Annotated in this window: 17 protein-coding genes; all 17 read right to left on the bottom strand. The window is 46.6% G+C overall.

The window, feature by feature from the left end; translation table 11 throughout:
* Window positions 1-15 precede the first annotated feature (15 nt).
* Window positions 16-1,221 (bottom strand): acetate/propionate family kinase, encoded by a 1,206-nt coding sequence (locus J7E78_RS10100; protein WP_076209944.1) that lies wholly within the window; start codon window positions 1,219-1,221, stop codon window positions 16-18.
* Window positions 1,218-2,090, bottom strand: coding sequence for a 3-hydroxyacyl-CoA dehydrogenase family protein (locus J7E78_RS10095; protein ID WP_062835158.1), 873 nt, complete (start codon window positions 2,088-2,090; stop codon window positions 1,218-1,220). Before J7E78_RS10095 ends, J7E78_RS10100 begins: the two co-directional genes overlap by 4 nt.
* Before the next feature lie 133 nt (window positions 2,091-2,223).
* Window positions 2,224-3,726 (bottom strand): AAA family ATPase, encoded by a 1,503-nt coding sequence (locus J7E78_RS10090; RefSeq protein WP_215076031.1) that lies wholly within the window; start codon window positions 3,724-3,726, stop codon window positions 2,224-2,226.
* A complete protein-coding gene (locus J7E78_RS10085) occupies window positions 3,719-4,246 on the bottom strand; it encodes a hypothetical protein (RefSeq protein WP_215076030.1) in 528 nt (175 codons plus the stop codon). Before J7E78_RS10085 ends, J7E78_RS10090 begins: the two co-directional genes overlap by 8 nt.
* Window positions 4,247-4,546: 300 nt before the next feature.
* Window positions 4,547-5,077: a cell wall elongation regulator TseB-like domain-containing protein gene (locus J7E78_RS10080; protein WP_215076029.1), complete on the bottom strand. Its 531-nt coding sequence runs from the start codon at window positions 5,075-5,077 to the stop codon at window positions 4,547-4,549.
* Window positions 5,078-5,115: 38 nt separating this feature from the next.
* Entirely contained in the window at window positions 5,116-6,423 is a 1,308-nt protein-coding gene (locus J7E78_RS10075; protein ID WP_215076028.1) for an amidohydrolase, read from the bottom strand.
* Window positions 6,410-7,063 (bottom strand): redox-sensing transcriptional repressor Rex, encoded by a 654-nt coding sequence (locus J7E78_RS10070; RefSeq protein WP_036671997.1) that lies wholly within the window; start codon window positions 7,061-7,063, stop codon window positions 6,410-6,412. Before J7E78_RS10070 ends, J7E78_RS10075 begins: the two co-directional genes overlap by 14 nt.
* 220 nt (window positions 7,064-7,283) lie before the next feature.
* Window positions 7,284-10,145: an ATP-dependent DNA helicase DinG gene (gene dinG / locus J7E78_RS10065; RefSeq protein WP_215076027.1), complete on the bottom strand. Its 2,862-nt coding sequence runs from the start codon at window positions 10,143-10,145 to the stop codon at window positions 7,284-7,286.
* A gap of 141 nt (window positions 10,146-10,286) precedes the next feature.
* Window positions 10,287-10,934, bottom strand: a complete 648-nt coding sequence (locus tag J7E78_RS10060) for a tetratricopeptide repeat protein (RefSeq protein WP_215076026.1) — start codon at window positions 10,932-10,934, stop codon at window positions 10,287-10,289.
* 93 nt (window positions 10,935-11,027) lie between these two features.
* A complete protein-coding gene (panD, locus tag J7E78_RS10055; RefSeq protein ID WP_017687742.1) occupies window positions 11,028-11,411 on the bottom strand; it encodes an aspartate 1-decarboxylase in 384 nt (127 codons plus the stop codon).
* Window positions 11,404-12,300 carry a pantoate--beta-alanine ligase gene (panC, locus tag J7E78_RS10050; RefSeq protein WP_215076025.1) on the bottom strand — a complete coding sequence of 299 codons (897 nt, stop codon included), beginning with the start codon at window positions 12,298-12,300 and terminating at the stop codon, window positions 11,404-11,406. The genes panD and panC overlap by 8 nt, the downstream gene beginning before the upstream one ends.
* Window positions 12,297-13,175 carry a 3-methyl-2-oxobutanoate hydroxymethyltransferase gene (panB, locus tag J7E78_RS10045; protein ID WP_215076024.1) on the bottom strand — a complete coding sequence of 293 codons (879 nt, stop codon included), beginning with the start codon at window positions 13,173-13,175 and terminating at the stop codon, window positions 12,297-12,299. The genes panC and panB overlap by 4 nt, the downstream gene beginning before the upstream one ends.
* Before the next feature lie 343 nt (window positions 13,176-13,518).
* Window positions 13,519-14,496, bottom strand: coding sequence for a biotin--[acetyl-CoA-carboxylase] ligase (locus tag J7E78_RS10040; protein ID WP_215076023.1), 978 nt, complete (start codon window positions 14,494-14,496; stop codon window positions 13,519-13,521).
* On the bottom strand, window positions 14,483-15,781 hold the full coding sequence (locus J7E78_RS10035) for a CCA tRNA nucleotidyltransferase (RefSeq protein WP_311516975.1): 1,299 nt from the start codon (window positions 15,779-15,781) through the stop codon (window positions 14,483-14,485). The genes J7E78_RS10040 and J7E78_RS10035 overlap by 14 nt, the downstream gene beginning before the upstream one ends.
* 61 nt (window positions 15,782-15,842) lie before the next feature.
* Complete coding sequence (gene bshA / locus J7E78_RS10030; protein ID WP_215076022.1) at window positions 15,843-17,003, bottom strand: N-acetyl-alpha-D-glucosaminyl L-malate synthase BshA; 1,161 nt, start codon at window positions 17,001-17,003, stop codon at window positions 15,843-15,845.
* 100 nt (window positions 17,004-17,103) lie between these two features.
* Window positions 17,104-17,802, bottom strand: a complete 699-nt coding sequence (bshB1, locus tag J7E78_RS10025; RefSeq protein WP_215076021.1) for a bacillithiol biosynthesis deacetylase BshB1 — start codon at window positions 17,800-17,802, stop codon at window positions 17,104-17,106.
* A complete protein-coding gene (mgsA, locus tag J7E78_RS10020) occupies window positions 17,799-18,239 on the bottom strand; it encodes a methylglyoxal synthase (protein WP_017687735.1) in 441 nt (146 codons plus the stop codon). Before mgsA ends, bshB1 begins: the two co-directional genes overlap by 4 nt.
* Window positions 18,240-18,249 lie beyond the last annotated feature (10 nt).

Here is an 18,249-nt window from a genome sequence, read left to right as displayed (position 1 = left end):
TACTTTACAGTTAGATTACTGAGAATTCAATACGATTCGGTGAGTATCACGTGCAATTACCAATTCTTCGTTTGTTGGCACAACGAGAACTTCCACTTTGGAATTCGCTGTTGTGATCCGGCGCGGTTCGCCGGAACGAATGGCATTCAACGCTTCATCCAGTTCAACACCCAGATAAGTGAGCTGCTCACATACTTTTTGGCGAAGAACAACGGAGTTCTCACCTACACCAGCCGTAAAGACGATCACATCTACACCGTTCATTGCAGCTGCATATGAACCGATGTATTTACGCAGACGGTATTCGTACATTTCAAAAGCCAGCGTGGAGTTGGCATCACCATTCTCCATACCTTCCGTAATCTCACGCATGTCACTGCTGATTCCGGAGATCGCTAGCAATCCGCTGTGTTTGTTCAACATGGAGTTCACTTCACTTACGCTCAGTTCTTCCTTGTTCATTACATAAGGTACGATGGCTGGGTCAAGGTCACCAGAACGCGTTCCCATCATAAGTCCCTCTAGTGGAGTCATACCCATCGAAGTATCAACGGATACGCCTCCTTTAACTGCTGTTACACTGCCGCCGTTACCAACGTGACAAGTGATGATTTTCAGATCTTCCAATGGACGATCCAGATACTCAGCAGCAGCCTTGCTTACGAAATCATGGGAAGTACCATGTGCGCCGTAGCGACGTACTTTATATTTTTTGTAAAGTACACGCGGAATGGCATACAGATAAGCTTTTTCAGGCATCGTCTGATGGAACGCTGTATCAAAGACCATAACCTGTGGCACACCAGGCATATTGGCTTCAGCCGCACGAATACCCATCATTGCTGCAGGGTTATGAAGTGGAGCCAGGTCGAACAAACGACGAATTTCAGCTTTGGCAGCATCATCTACCAATGCAGATTCTTTAAATGCTTCACCACCGTGAACAACACGATGTCCAACAGCTTGAATTTCACTTACAGAATCCAGTACACCATTTTCTTTGTGAGTCAAAATATCAATGACTTTACGGATCGCTGTTGTGTGTTCCAAAATTTCACTAACTTCTGTAACATCCTCACGGCCTGTCGGTTTGTGTGTCAGAATGGAGGAATCCATTCCGATACGCTCTACCAAACCTTTAGCCAGTACAGATTCGTCAGTCATATTATACAGTTGATATTTGAGCGAGGAACTCCCCGCATTAATTACGAGTACTTTCACAGTCGGTCACCATCCTTGTCGTACTTGAAGAATCCTTCGCCTGTTTTGACACCCAGGTGTCCTGCACGCACCATTTTCTTCAGGACCGTAGAAGGACGATATTTCAATTCTCCGAATTCACGGAACATTCTTTCGAGTGCAGCTTCAACAGAATCCAATCCGAAACGGTCAGCCATTTCGAGTGGTCCATGTTGGAAGTTGTATCCGATACGCATTGCATCATCGATATCTTCAGCAGATGCAACACCTTCTTGCAATACATGCAACGCTTCGTTAATCAGCAGGCAGATCAAGCGGGAAGTTACGAATCCAGGTGATTCATAGATCATTACTCCTTTTTTGTCCGCTACTTCTTCAACAAAACGTCTGGTCTCTTCGAATGTTGTATCCGAAGTTTTCAGTCCACGAATAATCTCTACAAGATCAACCCGGGATACCGGGTGAATAAAGTGCATACCAATAACACGCTCCGGGTATTTGGTCGAGCTTGCAAGCTCGGTCAAACTCAGCGTGGATGTATTACTTGCCAGAATGACATTGCTTGGGCAAACTTGGTCCAGTTGGCTGAATACTGCTTTTTTCGCATCCAGATCCTCTGAAATCGTCTCAATGACCATGTCGCAAGTTCCAAGTTCAGCTAAATGAGCTACCTTGGTAATACGGGAAAGAATCAATTTCTTCTCCGCTTTTGTAATCGCCCATTTCTCCAGTTGTTTATCCAGATTGGTTTCGATCATGTCATATGCATGATCCAGCTTTTGTGTTGTATGCTCCACGAGAAGCACATCAAGTCCTTTGGCTGCGAGCATCTGGGAAATACCTTGCCCCATCGTACCGCCGCCGACAACTCCTATTTTTTTGAAAAACATGGTTCTGCTCCATCCTTTCGGTTCTCTATTTCTCTATTGTACCCTGTTCGCCGAAAATTACAAATTTCGACCCAACATATAATAATATCTTAGCACGAGTGAAATGTAAAAAAAAATAACCAGCATAAATAAATTATGCTGGTAGAAGGGCACTGTCACGAAATTGACAACGAAATTGTTCGCCAGACAATACTTCCTCACGAATCAAGATGTCGAGCGAATTGTCGAAAATTGTCCGTTGTTCTTCAAGCAACTGCTTTGTCTGTTCCATCAGTTCTTGCAGAATTAATTTGTTCTCTCGCATCAGTTCCTCAGTTGTTACCATATCCATGTTCACAATCCCAAGTGAAGTCAACCCCGAAGCCATCATGGTCTGTACGACATTGGTTGCCTGATCAAAGTCATTGCGTGAACCTGTGGAACGACCACCGTAGTACATTTCCTCCGCAGCTGCTCCTCCGAGTGCAATCATAATCTGCTCTTCCAGGAAAAGCTTCGTATAGAGGAACTGTTCCTGTTGCGGGTTATGACGTACATATCCCAGCGCCTGACCGCGTGGACTAAGTGCTACCTGGCTTACACTGCCTGGACGCACAAGTTCAGCCATAATGGCATGTCCCAACTCATGAATGGCGACCCTTTTCTTCTCTTCCACACTGGATTCACGGTCTGTCTTCTCACCCATCATGACTTTATCAATAGCCAGGGACAAGTGCCGCTGTTCAATGTTTAACAGCCCGTCCCGCATGGCGTATATAGCTGCTTCGTTCATCACACTTTCGAGCTGTGCACCGGAGAAACCATATGATTCTTCTGCTGTCTTCTCCAGATTAACTTCCTTCATCAGAGGTTTGTTCACCGCATGCAGTTCCAAAATATGCTTTCTGCCCTTCTTGTCAGGCAAGTCCACTTGAATGTGGCGGTCAAAACGTCCCGGGCGCGTCAGGGCGCTATCCAGCATCTCTTTGCGGTTTGTTGCAGCGATGACAAGAATTCTCGGTGTATCGGAAGAATAGATTCCATCCATTTCGGTCAAAAGCTGATTCAGGGTTTGATCATATTCACGCTGTTGACCGCCCTCACGTTTCCCCCCGATGACATCGATTTCATCGATAAATATAATAGCGTTTTCCTTATTTTCCTTGGTGGCACGGGTTCTCGCGTCCTTGAACAAATCCCGAATTCTGCTGGCACCCACACCAACATACATTTCCACGAACTCACTACCCGATGCTGCTACAAAAACAGAATCGGTGTAATGGGCAGCAGCCTTGGCCATCAACGTTTTCCCTGTCCCTGGAGGGCCCGTCAGCAGGATGCCTTTTAACGGGCGAATCCCGAACTTCCGGATTTCTTCATGTTTGATGAGAAAGTCAAGTGCTTCACGCAATTCCTGCTTGGCACTGTCCTGTCCTCCAATTTCTTCAAAAGTAAGCTTGGAAGGTCCTTTTTTCTTCCGTTTACGTTCCTCGGCAGCGCCTACTGTAATCCCGCCACGCATTTGCATCATGAACAGCAAAGCTCCGACAAACACCGCTGCAATCAGAATCGGAACAATATTAACACCAGTAAAAGCAAGGAAAATAATCAATACGGGAAAAAATCCGATGGCAACTTCTTTTGTCCACTTAGGCATTAGGCCACACTCCTATCTGACCGGGCACACGCGGCAGAATAATAAACTTGCTGGCATCTCCGTCTCTGAGACTGACATACACATTGTTGTCATCCATCGCTGTATTTACCTTTATTCCATTCGTCGCCATCTTCGACAATGTCGGTGTAATCTCGGTATACTGCTTGTTCTCCATCGCCTGAGCTACAGTAAACATCGCATCACCCCACCAGCTCTCCAGTGCTTCACTGGAATGATCCACAACATCCAACTTTAGTGAGCGTGTTCCAATTAACGTCTGTCCTTCTTTGTGAATATATTGTACCAGTCTGCCTAAATCAACATCGGGTTGCAGATCCAGTTTCAATTGTACGTCATTGCGGTTAATAGTTAATTGAACGTCATTGACTCCATCGTACTGGGTAACCATCTTTTCAATCGGATTCTGCACGGCCACCTGACGATACACAAACCAACCTCCAAACAACAGGGCGGCTGAAATGACGGCAGTTAAAACAATAGGCAATACTTTTAGCTTCAAGTGAATTACCCCTCCCAGATTTTGGCCTAACCTACTGGCTTATTGGTATATACGAATATGTGCACATTGACTCCTGCGATATTTTCGACAGGTTTATTTGTTTTGAATGTTACTTTGAGTACATATCTGAGTATATCACATCGTATATACAATTTCGAAGGCGAAAATATGAATAAATTATTAATTTTAACTATTTAAATCAAAACTGTTTACAGACAACACAAAGAACCGGTTCAGTCGGATATCCGTCTGCCGGTTCTTTCAATTGTTTAATTCTCTAGATACGTTACTCTATTCGTTCTAGCTGTTCGGGAGTGTGTAGACCAAGTCCACCTGTTCTCCATTGCTAAAACGATAAAAGCGATAGTGGTTATGCGTACCGTCTTTATAATACACTTGCCACACATATATTCCATTCACAACTCCGGGCATGATTCGCTTAATCTCACCGGCAGGAACTTCAGAACTAAAGCGATTGCGGATCTGCGCTTCGGACATGCCATTCTGCAGCAACTCGCTGTGTACAGCGTTTGCACCCGTAGCAGGTTGATTGTTTGCATCGAATTTGACCCAGACCATAACATCCTGGTTATCTTTATTTTTGCCGATCAGTGTCCAGTAGATGTTGTCAGAGCCTTCTTTGTCTCCCCAGATGTACTTACGCAATTCATCATAAGATGTAATGCCCAGTTGCTCCTGTGCTACTTGTATGGCGAGCGCTTCTTCCTTGCGCTGGTCCTGCGTGACATAGACGTAATAACGCTGAAGTCCAAACAGAATCAGAACCAGTGCAAGCAGCGAAATCCATATCCACTTCTTTTTTTTCTTCAATGCCGAACTTCCTTTCCCTATGATGCTCTGTCCTGCAATTAACGAGCAAGCAGACCATCAAATGCCAATTGAGACTCACGCAAAATGCGCTCTTCATCCAGAGTCAGACATTCGCCATGTTTAACCACTTGTTTTCCATCCACCCATACGTGCTCTACATCTTTGGCAGAAGACGAGTAGACCGCATGTGAGATCAAGTCGGTATGTGGATAGAAATGTGCCTGTTCAATGTCAAGGGCGATAAAATCAGCCTTCATTCCGACCTGTAGTGCTCCGGTATTGTTCAAAAAGATAGATTTGGCGCCATATGACGTTCCGAGTAGTAACGCTTCGCCTGCTGGCACTGCCGTCGGGTCACCAGATACACCTTTGTGGATCAATGCAGCCAGTCTCATTTCCTCGAACATATCCAGGTTGTTGTTGCTTGCCGGTCCGTCTGTTCCGAGTGACACGGTAACTCCTGCTTTCAGCAACGCTGGTACCCGCGCAACACCGGAAGCGAGTTTCAGGTTGCTTCCCGGGTTATGGGATACAGCCACATCATGACGGGCCAGAATCTCAATCTCTTCGTCATTCAGATGCACCGCATGTGCAACCAGGGATGGACGGGAGAAAAAGCCCAGTTTCTCCAGATGTGCCACAGGACGCAGTCCATAATCAGCCACGTTCTGCTCGACTTCACGAAGCGTTTCAGACATATGTGTATGGAGAGGAAGGTTCAGGTCATTCGCGACCTGTACAAGCTTCTCTATGTAGTCAGGAGGGCATGTATATGGTGCGTGTGGCGAGATTACGGTTGTAATGCGACCATCTGCCTGTCCATTCCACTCACGTGCAAACGCTGCCGACTCCTCCAGCTTCCGCAGTTGCTCTTCTTCCGAGCACAACCCGATTACACCACGTGCCAGTGCTGCTCTAACGCCGGATTGCTCCACAACTTTGGCAACTTGATCCATGTGATCATACATGTCCAGGAAAGCTGTAGTTCCGCCTTTCAACATTTCAAGCACCGATAGCGAAGTTCCCCAATATACGTCTTCTGAGGTCATTTTCGCTTCCATCGGCCACATTTTTTCCTGCAACCATACTTGCAACGCAAGATCGTCTCCGTGCCCTCTGAGCAGCGACATTGCTGCATGACCATGCGTATTGATCAGACCCGGCAGGAAGAACAGTCCTTTTCCATCCACTTTGGTACAATTTTTGTCTCCATCCGGCAATGTCTCACCAATATGCACAATCTTGTCATTCTCAACAACCATGTATCCTTGAACCACGTTCCATGTTGTGCCGCCTTCATTAACGGCAAATTTGCCGTTGTGGATTACCCATCTATTTGTTGTCATCTTCCTCGTCGTCCTTTCCAGTCTCCAAGTAATAAGCCAAACTAAGCAGATCCGTTGTAAAGTCAGCATGGTGAATGCGGATATGCGGCGGTGTTTTTAGAATTGTTGGTGCAAAATTAAGGATCGCTTCGATCCCGGATTCAATAAGCTGATCGGCTACATTTTGAGCTTCCGTATCCGGAACCGTGATAATTCCGATGCGGATGTTTTCCGTTTTAACCGCTTCCGTCAATTCATCCATTGGTTTTACCGTCAAACTGTTGATTTGACTGCCAATCTTCGGTCCATATGCATCAAATACAGCAACAATCTTCATGTTGTCTTTCAGATATGCGTTGTAGTTGGACAAGGCTTGACCTAGATTACCCGCTCCTACCAGAGCTACATTAATTTGCTGATCGATTTTGAGAATGTGACGAATTTTCTCAATCAAATAGGATACATCATACCCGATCCCTTTACGACCAAAATCACCGAAGTAAGCCAGGTCTTTACGAATTTGGGCTGGATTCAGATCCAGCCTCTGTCCAAGCTCTTGAGAAGAAACAGTGGCCACCTCACGCTGATGCAACTCGTTCAAATAACGCAAGTATACAGGCAGACGTCGTACCACCGCTTCCGAAATTTTATCCGATTTCATTCTTGCTCCCCCTTACCAAGGTCACGATAAAATAATAGATGAAAAGATGAGCATCCTGTATAAACTCAAAGATAAACGTGACATTTTATACAAAATGCTCCTTGTAATTTAGGTTATAAGTTCTTACGTGCAACTGCTTTTAATCGGATACGGAAATATCTAATAAAAGTTTAACGCCAAACGATAGGGTCATGCAATGATATAACGAACAAAACAACCATTATTTTTGTTCATTAGCAGGTTTTTCCAACCACTCGGTAATTCGTGGAACCATCTGCTCCGTGAGCATATGCTCCATTTTGGGACCAGGTAATGAATATAAAAAGAATTTACCATAATATGCTTCTATCACCCGTGTATCATAAACAATGACAATTCCTCTGTCCTTTGCTGTACGCACCAATCGGCCAAATCCCTGCTTGAAACGAATGACCGCTTGCGGCACGGACAGTTTCATGAACGGATTTTTCTTCTGTTCCTGAAGCAGCTCACTCTTGGCTTCCACCAACGGATGATTCGGTGGCTGGAACGGCAATCGTACAATAGCGAGGCAGGTCAGCGCATCTCCCGGGATATCTACCCCCTCCCAGAAGCTGCTTGTGCCCAGAAGTACCGTTGCTTTGGCATCCTGGAATCTGCGAGTCAACTTGGAACGGCTTCCACTGTCAACGCCTTGCCCAAGCAACGAGATGTCGTTACCAGACAGTGCCTCCTTCAGCGGATCATAGACCTGTCGCAGCATCTTGTATGAAGTAAACAGAACCATCATGCGTCCACGCGTGGCAATTGCCGTCTCTGCGAGGGATTGCACCAGCATATTGACAAAGTGCGCATCCCCCACACTTCCCTTCACACTCGGGAAATCACGTGGAATCACCAGAAGTGCCTGATCACGATAGTTGAACGGTGATGGCAGCATCGACGTTAACAGCCGATTATTCTCGGAAGCTTCCTGCAAGCCAAGCTGCTCAATCATGAACTGGAATGACTTATCTACCGAGAGCGTGGCCGATGTAAGCACAACACTTTTCTTTTTGTCAAAAAATAAATCCTTAAGTTGTGTACTCACATCTACAGGTACGGCATACAGCTGGAGAGATTTACTGCGGAACTGGCCGCTGGCTTCCATCCAGTACACCGTTTTGGCATCATCCATACGCATGAAGAAACGTAGATTCTCCTTCAATGTGGTCAGATCTTTCAGCAATCCTGTAATATCCGTGATCAGACTATCCGATTGATAATCATCCTGATCCTCTTTCACCTCAAGCAGCAATTTGTCCCCTTTGCGAACCAAATCGCCCAGAGTGACATAGATCTGGTTCTCCAGATCCTGCAACTCCTGCCATTTGGCAGGTTGCTGAGATGCCTTCAGACGCAGGGAAAATTGCCCTGTTTCTCCTGGTGAAGCATCACTTCGTTCAGGCAACAGACCGAACAAGGCATCGCTCATTCGATCCCACAGTTCCTTGACCTCAACAGCGAGCGGGAACATCTGATCCACCATGGTGCCCCATTGCACCGAATTTTCATGCCCGGATAACTGCGAACGAAGCATAGGCAGCTGTCCATTACGACTGTCTTTAAACAGACGGGTCAGTGTATGAACCAAGGTGAAATATTTCATATGCATTCCAAGATGTTTACCAGCTACATCTTCCAGATGATGGGCCTCATCGATCACAAGACTCTCATAGGCTGGCAGCAGCTGATGCGCTGCTTTTACATCCGTAAATAATTTGGAGTGATTCGTAATTACGATATCAGACAACCCGGCCTCATGTTTGGCACGATGATAGAAACATTTGCGGAACCATGGACAGGATCTTCCCAGACAGGACTCAGATTCGCTCTGTACCGTCTCCCAGAAGTCCCCTCCGCGTCCGCTAAGGTTAAGCTCCTCATCATCTCCGGTTTCGGTCTGCGTAAGCCAGACAATCATCTGAGCAGCTGTGAAATAATCCTCTTTGGGTGTGGCGAATTCACGTTTATTGATTTTGTGTTCGAATTTGCGCAGGCACAGGTAATGTCCACGTCCTTTGAAGACAGCGGCCTTAAACGGGAATGGAACCACTTGGGTCAGCATCGGAATATCCCGCTCTCTCAATTGCTCCTGCAGGTTGATCGTATGCGTGCTGACCATAACTTTCTGTTCTTGTTTCACACTTTCGTAAATAGCAGGCAACAGATACCCTAGAGATTTACCGGTACCCGTTCCAGCTTCGATCAAGAGATGTTTCTCTTCATCCAGGGCTTGCCTTACACTGCTGAACATCTGCGTCTGCGCTTCACGCTCTTCGTAATGATCCAGCGTATCCTTCAGGTTCTCCCGAATCTGGTCCATAAACTGTTCAAAGCTTACAGCCTCGAGGGGGTTACCCTCCCGCTCATCGCGTGGTGCACCAATATCGGTCCAATCACTTACATTAAGAGCAAGCTGACGATAATAGGTATGTCCGTCCAGATCCTGAATCGGCTCTGCTTCCTTCTCACTGCGCATTCCGTCCATGAACCAGCCCAAGTCACTGTCTTCTGGTGCAAACAGGTCACTGAGGCGCTGAATCGTTATGAGCGGTAATTCCTTTAACTCATCCAGACATTTGAGCAGCACATAGGCTGTCGCCAGTGCATCACTGTCTGCCTGGTGAGGGCGATCATGTTGAAATCCAAATTCGGAAGAAACATAACCGAGTTGATAAGAACTCAGTGATGGGAATGTAATCTTCAGAAAATCAATTGTGTCCAGAATGCGACCAGTGAACGGCAAATAACCGCAACGGTCGAGAGCATTCTGCAAAAAGTGAAAATCAAAAGCGACGTTGTGTCCAACAAGCACCACATCATTAAGCAACGGAACCATCTCCATCATCATCTCTTCGAGTGAAGGAGCGTCCGCCACATCTTCATCGGTAATACCCGTCAACCCCGAAATAAACGGGGGAATCGGTACACCAGGGTTCACATAAGAACTATATATTTGAGTTATGCTGTAGTCATGATCTATGATGGCAAGCCCGGCCTGTATAATCTCACCGTCGGACTGCGTGCCGGTTGTTTCGAAATCCAATACGGCAAATTTCATTGCAATGTACGGTCCCTTCCATTCCAGTCTATGTTACAGCATAGCAAAAAAAAGGAGATTTGAAAATTAACTGACAAAAAAGCGGTGTCCCCGCCGCTATGCCAAAGGAGGGAACACCGTTTTTTGTCGCCGAATTCCCGCTTAATGAAGGGTCGTCAGCTGATTAGCATATTGCAATTTTCCCCTGTTCAACCTGCAAGCTTCCATGTTGTACAGTGGTTCGGTCAATGTCGGGTCATACTGAAGGGCCTGTGCAAAGAGTGAACATGCAGCTTCCGGATTCGCAAGCTTGGCTTGAATACAGCCCAAGGCGTTACACACAAGCCCTTTTAAGCGAGGTGAACCCTTAAGGTACATAATCTGCTGCAAATGTGTTCCGGCTTCAGCCATTTGTTCCAGATTCAGATACGCGAGCGCCAGGTAAAAACGAGTCAATGCACTCTCCGGATGGTCGTTCACAACCCGGGAGAACTGCATGATCGCCTGCGGATACATCTGTAATTTGAAATAGCCCTGACCTCGACTGAAACATTCCAGATGGAGTTCAGGCAGAGCGGTAACAGCTTCCTGTTCCGGTTCAAGGGAAGCAGGCTTATCCATCTCCCGCTCCCTCACCTGGCTCATCTTTTCTTCAAACAGCAGCCATTCATCCAGCATTCCGTCACTCATCCGCTTAAGCAAGTTCCACTTTTGCAGCAATTCTTGTTTGTTCAGGCCTTCAGCGGAAGGATAGCTCTTGATAATTTCATCTAACATGTCGTTCATTTCTGCGAAAACATGCTGGAACATCGATGCATCCCCACCCTTGAAAAAATGGATTAGTGCAGTGACCTGTACTCATTTTTTGCTTCAAGGGCCGATTTCATTCTCCTTACCAGTCGATTACATAATTGTTGCGTGGACTTCCTGTTTCATCGTTTGTACAGGTTTATTCTGTCCATCTACAAATACCACGGTTGGTTTGTGAGTATTTGCCTCTTCTTGCGACATCATGGCGTAAGAAATGATAATGACGTTATCTCCAGGCTGCACCAGACGTGCAGCTGCGCCGTTAAGACATATGACCCCGCTTCCGCGCGGTCCTGGAATCACATAAGTTTCCAGACGGGCACCATTGTTGTTGTTCACAATTTGCACTTTCTCGTTTTCCATCAAGTCGGATGTTTCCATCAAGTCTTCATCTATGGTAATACTACCCACATAGTTCAAGTTGGCTTCCGTTACCGTAGCCCGGTGAATTTTGGATTTCATCAGTGTTCTAAACATGGGACAGTACCTCCGATTTTTGCAACCTTATATTGTCAATCAATCTTGTTTTTCCGATTTTCACCGCAAGTGCAATGAGCAGATCTTCACGTCCTTGAACTTCTTCCTGATCTGTGAGTGGCTCCAGACTTGGAAAAGCCTGAATCTCAGCGTAGTCAATAACGGCAAGCGGTGAGCTTGCAATCTGCTCGCGCAGAATACGACGTATATCTGCGGCGTTTATAGCTATACCTGTATCTGCGGCTTCCTGAGCTGCGCGCAGTGCCTTCGACAGAACTAACGCCTGTGTACGCTGTTCAGCGCTAAGATAGACATTACGTGAACTGAGGGCAAGACCGTCCTCTTCACGAACAATCGGACAGGGTACAATTTCTACAGGCATATTCAAATCACTCACCATCTGTTGAATGACCGCAACCTGCTGAGCGTCTTTCATTCCAAAAAATGCACGCTGTGGCTGTACGATGTTGAAGAGCTTGGAGACTACAGTTGTTACTCCGTCAAAATGTCCTGGACGGGAAGCGCCACATAGGCGCTCTGTCAGTTTTGAGACAGATACCGTTGTTTGCGTTGCCTGTGGATACATCTCTTCAACAGAGGGAATAAATACGATATCCACTCCTTGTGAGCGTGCTGTTTCCAGATCTCTGGCCTCATCCCGCGGATAGCTGTCAAAATCTTCATTAGGACCAAATTGAATCGGATTAACAAATATGCTTAATACCACGATATCGCTCTGTTGTCTGGCTGCCTGCATCAAGCTGGCATGACCTTGATGAAGATAACCCATTGTCGGTACGAGACCTACAACGGACGCATTGGACCGAATCGCTTGACGCTTCAAGCTTAGTTCCTGTCTTAACTCTGCGATTGTCCGTAATACTTTCATGAGTTATTCCCCACCTTTTCCTTGCGTTGTCCGCCGTACAGTTGATCCAGTACACCATCCGCAGCATTGAATACATGCTCTTCGGCCGGGAACGAGCGATCTTTAACTTCTTTCACGTAAGCTTCGATGCTGGTTCTGATTAATGTACCCACATCTCCATAGGTTTTGACAAATCGTTTGGGCGTATACGGGGAAGCGTATTGAACCACATCGTGGAATACCAGTACCTGACCATCACAGCCTCGTCCTGCACCAATTCCGATGGTAGGGATGGACAGTTCCTCCGAGATCGCCCGTGCAACTTCTTCCGTAACCAGTTCAAGCACAATGCCAAACGCGCCTGCAGCTTCCAAGGCCTTGGCTTCGTCCATCAGACGTTTCGCATCCGCTGCATCCTTGCCCTGAATGCGGTAACCACCAATCTGATTAACCGATTGAGGTGTCAGTCCGATATGTCCAAGAACAGGCACGCCTGCTTGCACGACTGCTCTGACGGTGTCCGCTATTTCGACTCCGCCTTCCATTTTAACCGCATGGGCATGCCCCTCTTGCATCAGCCGACGTACACCCTTAAGCGTCTCATCCACGCTGCCATGATAGGTCATAAAAGGCATATCAGCCACTATAAACGTCTTCTCGGCTCCGCGCACTACGGAACGTGTGTGGTACACCATGTCCTCAATGGTCACCGGAAGCGTCGAGTTATAACCCAGTACTACATTGCCGAGTGAATCGCCAACCAGGATCAGATCGATACCCGCTTCCTCTGCGAGGAGTGCAGTTGGATAATCGTAAGCCGTGATCATGGTAAGCGGCACGCCATCCTGCTTGTATTTTTTCATTTTCACAATATTCAACGCTTGTTTGTTGGCCATTTTTTTCATGGCTCCTTTCTTCTTTTCAAATAAACGCAACAAAAAAACCTTTTAGTTTTCCACTAAAAAGTCCCGAAAAGTCAAAAAAGAGTCACTTGCGATCGTCCCTTCTGTCTCGGTCCTCTTCGGCTCAGAGCAGAATCCAACAACTCACTTCAACGTATTTCATTCTTGCACTGCGGTCTGCTTGTATAAAACACATCAAAGCAGAACAAAGGTTACTGCCTGCGGGAGTGCAATTCGGACTGCATTAGCCGATATCGCCTCACGAACACAGTATACCAAAGTTCTGCTCAAACTTCACGTCTTATGTTCATTTTACCAGTAAAATTCGACATATTGTTTACGACTTCCAGGAAATCTCACCAGAGATGATTAGTGTATGTTCTCCATCGTGTTTCTCAACAAGGAGTGCTCCTGAGGAGTCCAATCCGATTGCCTTCCCTTCAATGACACCATGAGGATTAGTCACTGTAATCTCTCGATTCATCGATACGGACAGGGCCTCCCATAGAGCTGAGATCACACCAAATCCTTCTTTTTGATACAAAAAATACAACTGTTCAAGCTCCGTCAAAATGGCAGCCGTTAGTTTGGTGCGATCAACGGACTGCCCCGTCTCCATCTTGAGCGAAGTAGCGATTGTGGTCAGATCTTCCGGATAATCCTCGGGATCAAAGTTCACGTCAACACCTATACCTGCAATGCAGTATCTGACTTCATGATCTTCCACCGTGGATTCAAGCAATATGCCACATACCTTGCGTCCGTCAATCAACACATCATTTGGCCATTTGATGCCTGCATCAGCTCCAGAACAAGCTCGAACGGCACGACATACAGCCACTCCTGTTAATAAAGTTAGCTGCGGCGTGTGCTGAAGTGGTAGATCAGGGCGTAACAGAATACTCATCCAGATTCCTTTACCTGGAGGAGAGAACCACTGTCGACCAAAACGTCCTCTTCCTCCTGTTTGTTCTTCCGCAATGACCACAGCACCTTCTGCCTGCCCTTGCTCAGCTAACTTTAGAACATCCCCTTGCGTAGACAAGGTCGAGGTCAGCAGAACAGCCTTACGGCCAAATACGGTTGTATCCAGTGCCAATTGGAGAGCGGTAGCATCAATACTTTCCGGCTTCGTTACCAGACGGTAACCTTTGCGGGATACAGCTTCAAACTCATAACCCATGTCTCGCAACTTGTTCACATGTTTCCACACAGCAGTCCGACTGATGGACAGATTACGACTGATCTCTTCACCTGATACGAATCGTCCTTCTGCATTTAATAACATATGTAACAGATCTTCATGCTTGGTCATCTTGAATCACCCGCTTCACTTCTGCACTTAGCACTTCATGCTGATTCGCTATCGTTCCAATCGCCGTTTGTCGTAACAAATGTTTCATCAGTTGACCCAGCCAAGGCCCACCTTTGCGCTGCACCATTTGTAACACTTGTTCCCCTGTGATATCCAGCTCTTTCAAGTGATGCACAGGGATCGTTTGACTCCATTCGCCTGCAAGTTCCTGTACCAAAACAGCCTGCATTTCTTCCTGTTCAGACTGATTCCTCCACCTTGCTGGCAGGACAGACTGTATTCGAAGCCAATCATCCGCCGCCTGAACGCCACAATCCAGAACAGTAACAATCCAATCGGAACGGAGACTGACCGTATCCTTCTGCTCCTGAACGGAAGTATGAATCAACTGCTCCACCTGAAGGACCCCTGTTATTCGAGAACGATGTTCATTGGAGAATGTCCACTGACGTAATAATACGTCTGCTTCGTCCTTGCTATAACCACCAGCAATCAGAATGAGTGACCAGCGGAGCAACACATGCTCACCTGACAATTGTTCCAGATTGGATAACAACGTCTTGTTAAAACGCGCCGAGCTAACCGGCGCTTTGATGTGCGCAAGGGAATCACTTCTGTATATCAGCTCCAACCCTCTTAGAGGATGCGGTCCCGACATCATTTTTACCATCTCGGTGCGTACCCGTTCCATTGCTATATGTTGAAGCAGGTCTTTCTGCCTTACAAGACCCTTCCAAGTATTATGGGCAATTTTGAAATCAAATACGGAAGCAAACCGGACACAGCGGAGCATCCGCAGTGCATCTTCACCAAATCGTTCCATCGCAGAACCCACACATCTGACTCGCTCTTTCTTGATATCTGCCTGTCCACCGAATGGGTCAACGATTGTCCCAGTGATGTCCATAGCAAGAGCGTTCATTGTGAAGTCACGCCGTTGTAAGTCTTCCTTGATATCCTGAACAAATTGAACCGCAGCAGGTCTGCGGTTATCCTGATATTCGGATTCTGTTCGAAATGTGGTCACTTCAAAGTAATAACCGCCTGAACGAACGGTAACCGTACCGTGCTGCAAACCTGTTGGAATACAATCATCAAAAAGTTCCATGACTTGCTGGGGAGAAGCGGATGTCGTGATATCCATATCGTCTACAACTCGTTCCAGCAATTCGTCACGAACACAGCCACCTACCCAATATGCCTTGTAGCCATGTTTGTTTAATGTTGTGAGTACATTCTCACTTTGCCTTGCCATTTCACGATCTACCTGTGTCCATTGAACCACCACATATCACCTCTTCTCTTGCCTGTTGTGGTATCCACAGTATAATTTCGTCAAAGAATGATTAACCGCATACTGGCTTCAAGTTCGGAACTTCCCTTCCCAACACCCGGTAATAAATCTGTTCATATTCTCGTCGAATTTTATCATTGCAAAAATCATGATGAGCGCGCTGTAGACACGCCTCCCTGAACTCAGCAGCCAAACGATCATCCGTCAACAAACGGATGGTGTTCTCGGCCATGGATTGTGTATCCCCAATCGCGGATAAATAACCCGTCTTACCATGTAAGACCAGTTCCGGAATTCCTCCGGCCTGTGAACCGATCGTGGGTACACCACAAGCCATTGCTTCGAGCGCCACAAGTCCGAAACTTTCCTTCTCCGATGGAAGCATCAATACGTCTGCCATGGAAATAACCTGAGCAATGTCATCCTGTTTGCCAAGGAAATGAACCTTATCATTCAAGCCGAGATCATTAATTTTCCACTGCATCTTCGGCAAATCAGGCCCTTCACCAACAAATAACAATTTGGCAGGAACCTGCTCCTGTACCTGACGGAAGACCTCCACCACATCCTGAGTTCTCTTCACCGGTCGGAAATTAGAGATGTGCATTAATATTTTTTCGTCGGGCGCAGCGAAGTCTCTTCGCAGACTGGCAGCATCCCGCGGATAATAAATTCGTTTGTCAATAAAATTATAGGTTAGATCGATTGGACGCTGAATATCCAGCAATTCGACCGTTTCCCGAATCAAATCTTGGGATACGGCAGTAACCGCGTCACTTTCATTAATGGCTAGACGGATCAGATCCTTCAAAGATTCATCCTGAGCCAGAACCGTAATATCCGTTCCATGTAACGTGGTAACTACTTTCAGGCCGTCCCCTACCATTTGTTTCGCGAGAAAGGCACATACAGCGTGTGGCACGGCATAGTGAACATGCAGCAGATCGAGCTGCTGTGACTTAGCCACCTGAGCCATCTTTGTTGCCAGTGACAGGTCATACGGAGGGTAACGGAAAACATAATAATCATTTACTTCAACTTCATGATAAAAAATATTCTTCTGGAACGTACCCAGTCTGAACGGGATACTGTTGGCAATAAAATGAACCTGATGCCCCTGTTCGGCAAGTAATTTGCCCAGCTCTGTTGCGACAACGCCAGACCCGCCGAGGGACGGATAACAGGTGATGCCGATTTTTAGCTTTTGATCCATCCTGTGGACGCTCCTTTGATCTCCCGCTTTTATGCAGGTTGATATAATGCAACGGAATAATGAAACCCTTCGTTTCATTAAACGTTAAATGTGAAATTGTTTATTGGGCACCCAAGCCAAATTGATGAACCACGTAAGGAGTAATTGTAGCAAAACCTTCTGCAAACGGGATGAGACTGCGTTGTCCGAGCAAGGAATCACGGGCTCTTACACGTTCAATATACCCTTGATTCAGTGGTGTCGAGACCGCTCCGTCTCCCAGTTCGAATTGGGAACGATAAGAGAGCAATGATGCTTCTTTTTGCTCATAGTGTTCCGTAATATCTACAATCAAATCCGTAGGCCCGATGTCATTAATAAAGTAAAAATAAAGTTCCTTCACCTGCACGGCAGGCATGTCCGGCATGTAGTTGCGAAGCTTGGCGTTAAATACAGCCTCCTGCACAAGTTTACTGCAATTGACATGATCCGGATGACGATCTTCCCAATAGGGAGCAAACACCATCCGAGGTGCATGACGACGTATCTCAGCCGTCACCGCCTGTACATGTTCAGGCGTAAGATACAAGCCACGATCAGGAAGTCCCAGGTTCGTTCGACACGAAAGACCGAGGACGCGGGAGGCTTGCTCCGCTTCCTCGGTTCTGCGCTCTACTGTTCCGTTGGAAGACATCTCAGCACGAGTCAGATCACACACGCCTACTTTCAAGCCAGTAGCGGTATGTTTGGCAATCGTACCACCCATACCAATCTCCGCATCGTCTGCATGTGCTCCAAAGATGAGAATATCCAGACTCATTCGGAATCACCCGAATTTAATCCAGCCTCCGGCTTGTATTTATGTACCAGCTCTCTCCAGGCAAAATCGCCACGATCCAGAGCCTTAACCAGAATCTCAGCGGTTGCGATATTGGTGGCAAGTGGAATTCCCTGCACATCACAAAGACGCAGCAACGCATTAATATCTGGCTCGTGAGGTTGTGCCATCAGTGGATCACGCAGAAAAATAATCAGATCCATCTCATTTTGCGCAACCAAAGCTCCAATCTGCTGATCTCCACCCAGTGGGCCTGATTCGAATCGATGAATCTTCAGAGACGTGCCTTCCATAATACGAAGGCCTGTTGTTCCTGTAGAATACAATTGATGGTCCGTAAAAACAGGCTCATATGCCGTCACGAAATTAACCATCTCTTCTTTTTTACGGTCATGGGCGATAAATGCTATTTTCAACATGACAATCTCC

The organism is Paenibacillus polymyxa, assembly GCF_018614975.1.
Lineage (GTDB): Bacteria > Bacillota > Bacilli > Paenibacillales > Paenibacillaceae > Paenibacillus > Paenibacillus polymyxa_E.
Note: the sequence above shows the minus strand (reverse complement) of the source record. Positions and strands in the feature narration are given on the sequence as shown.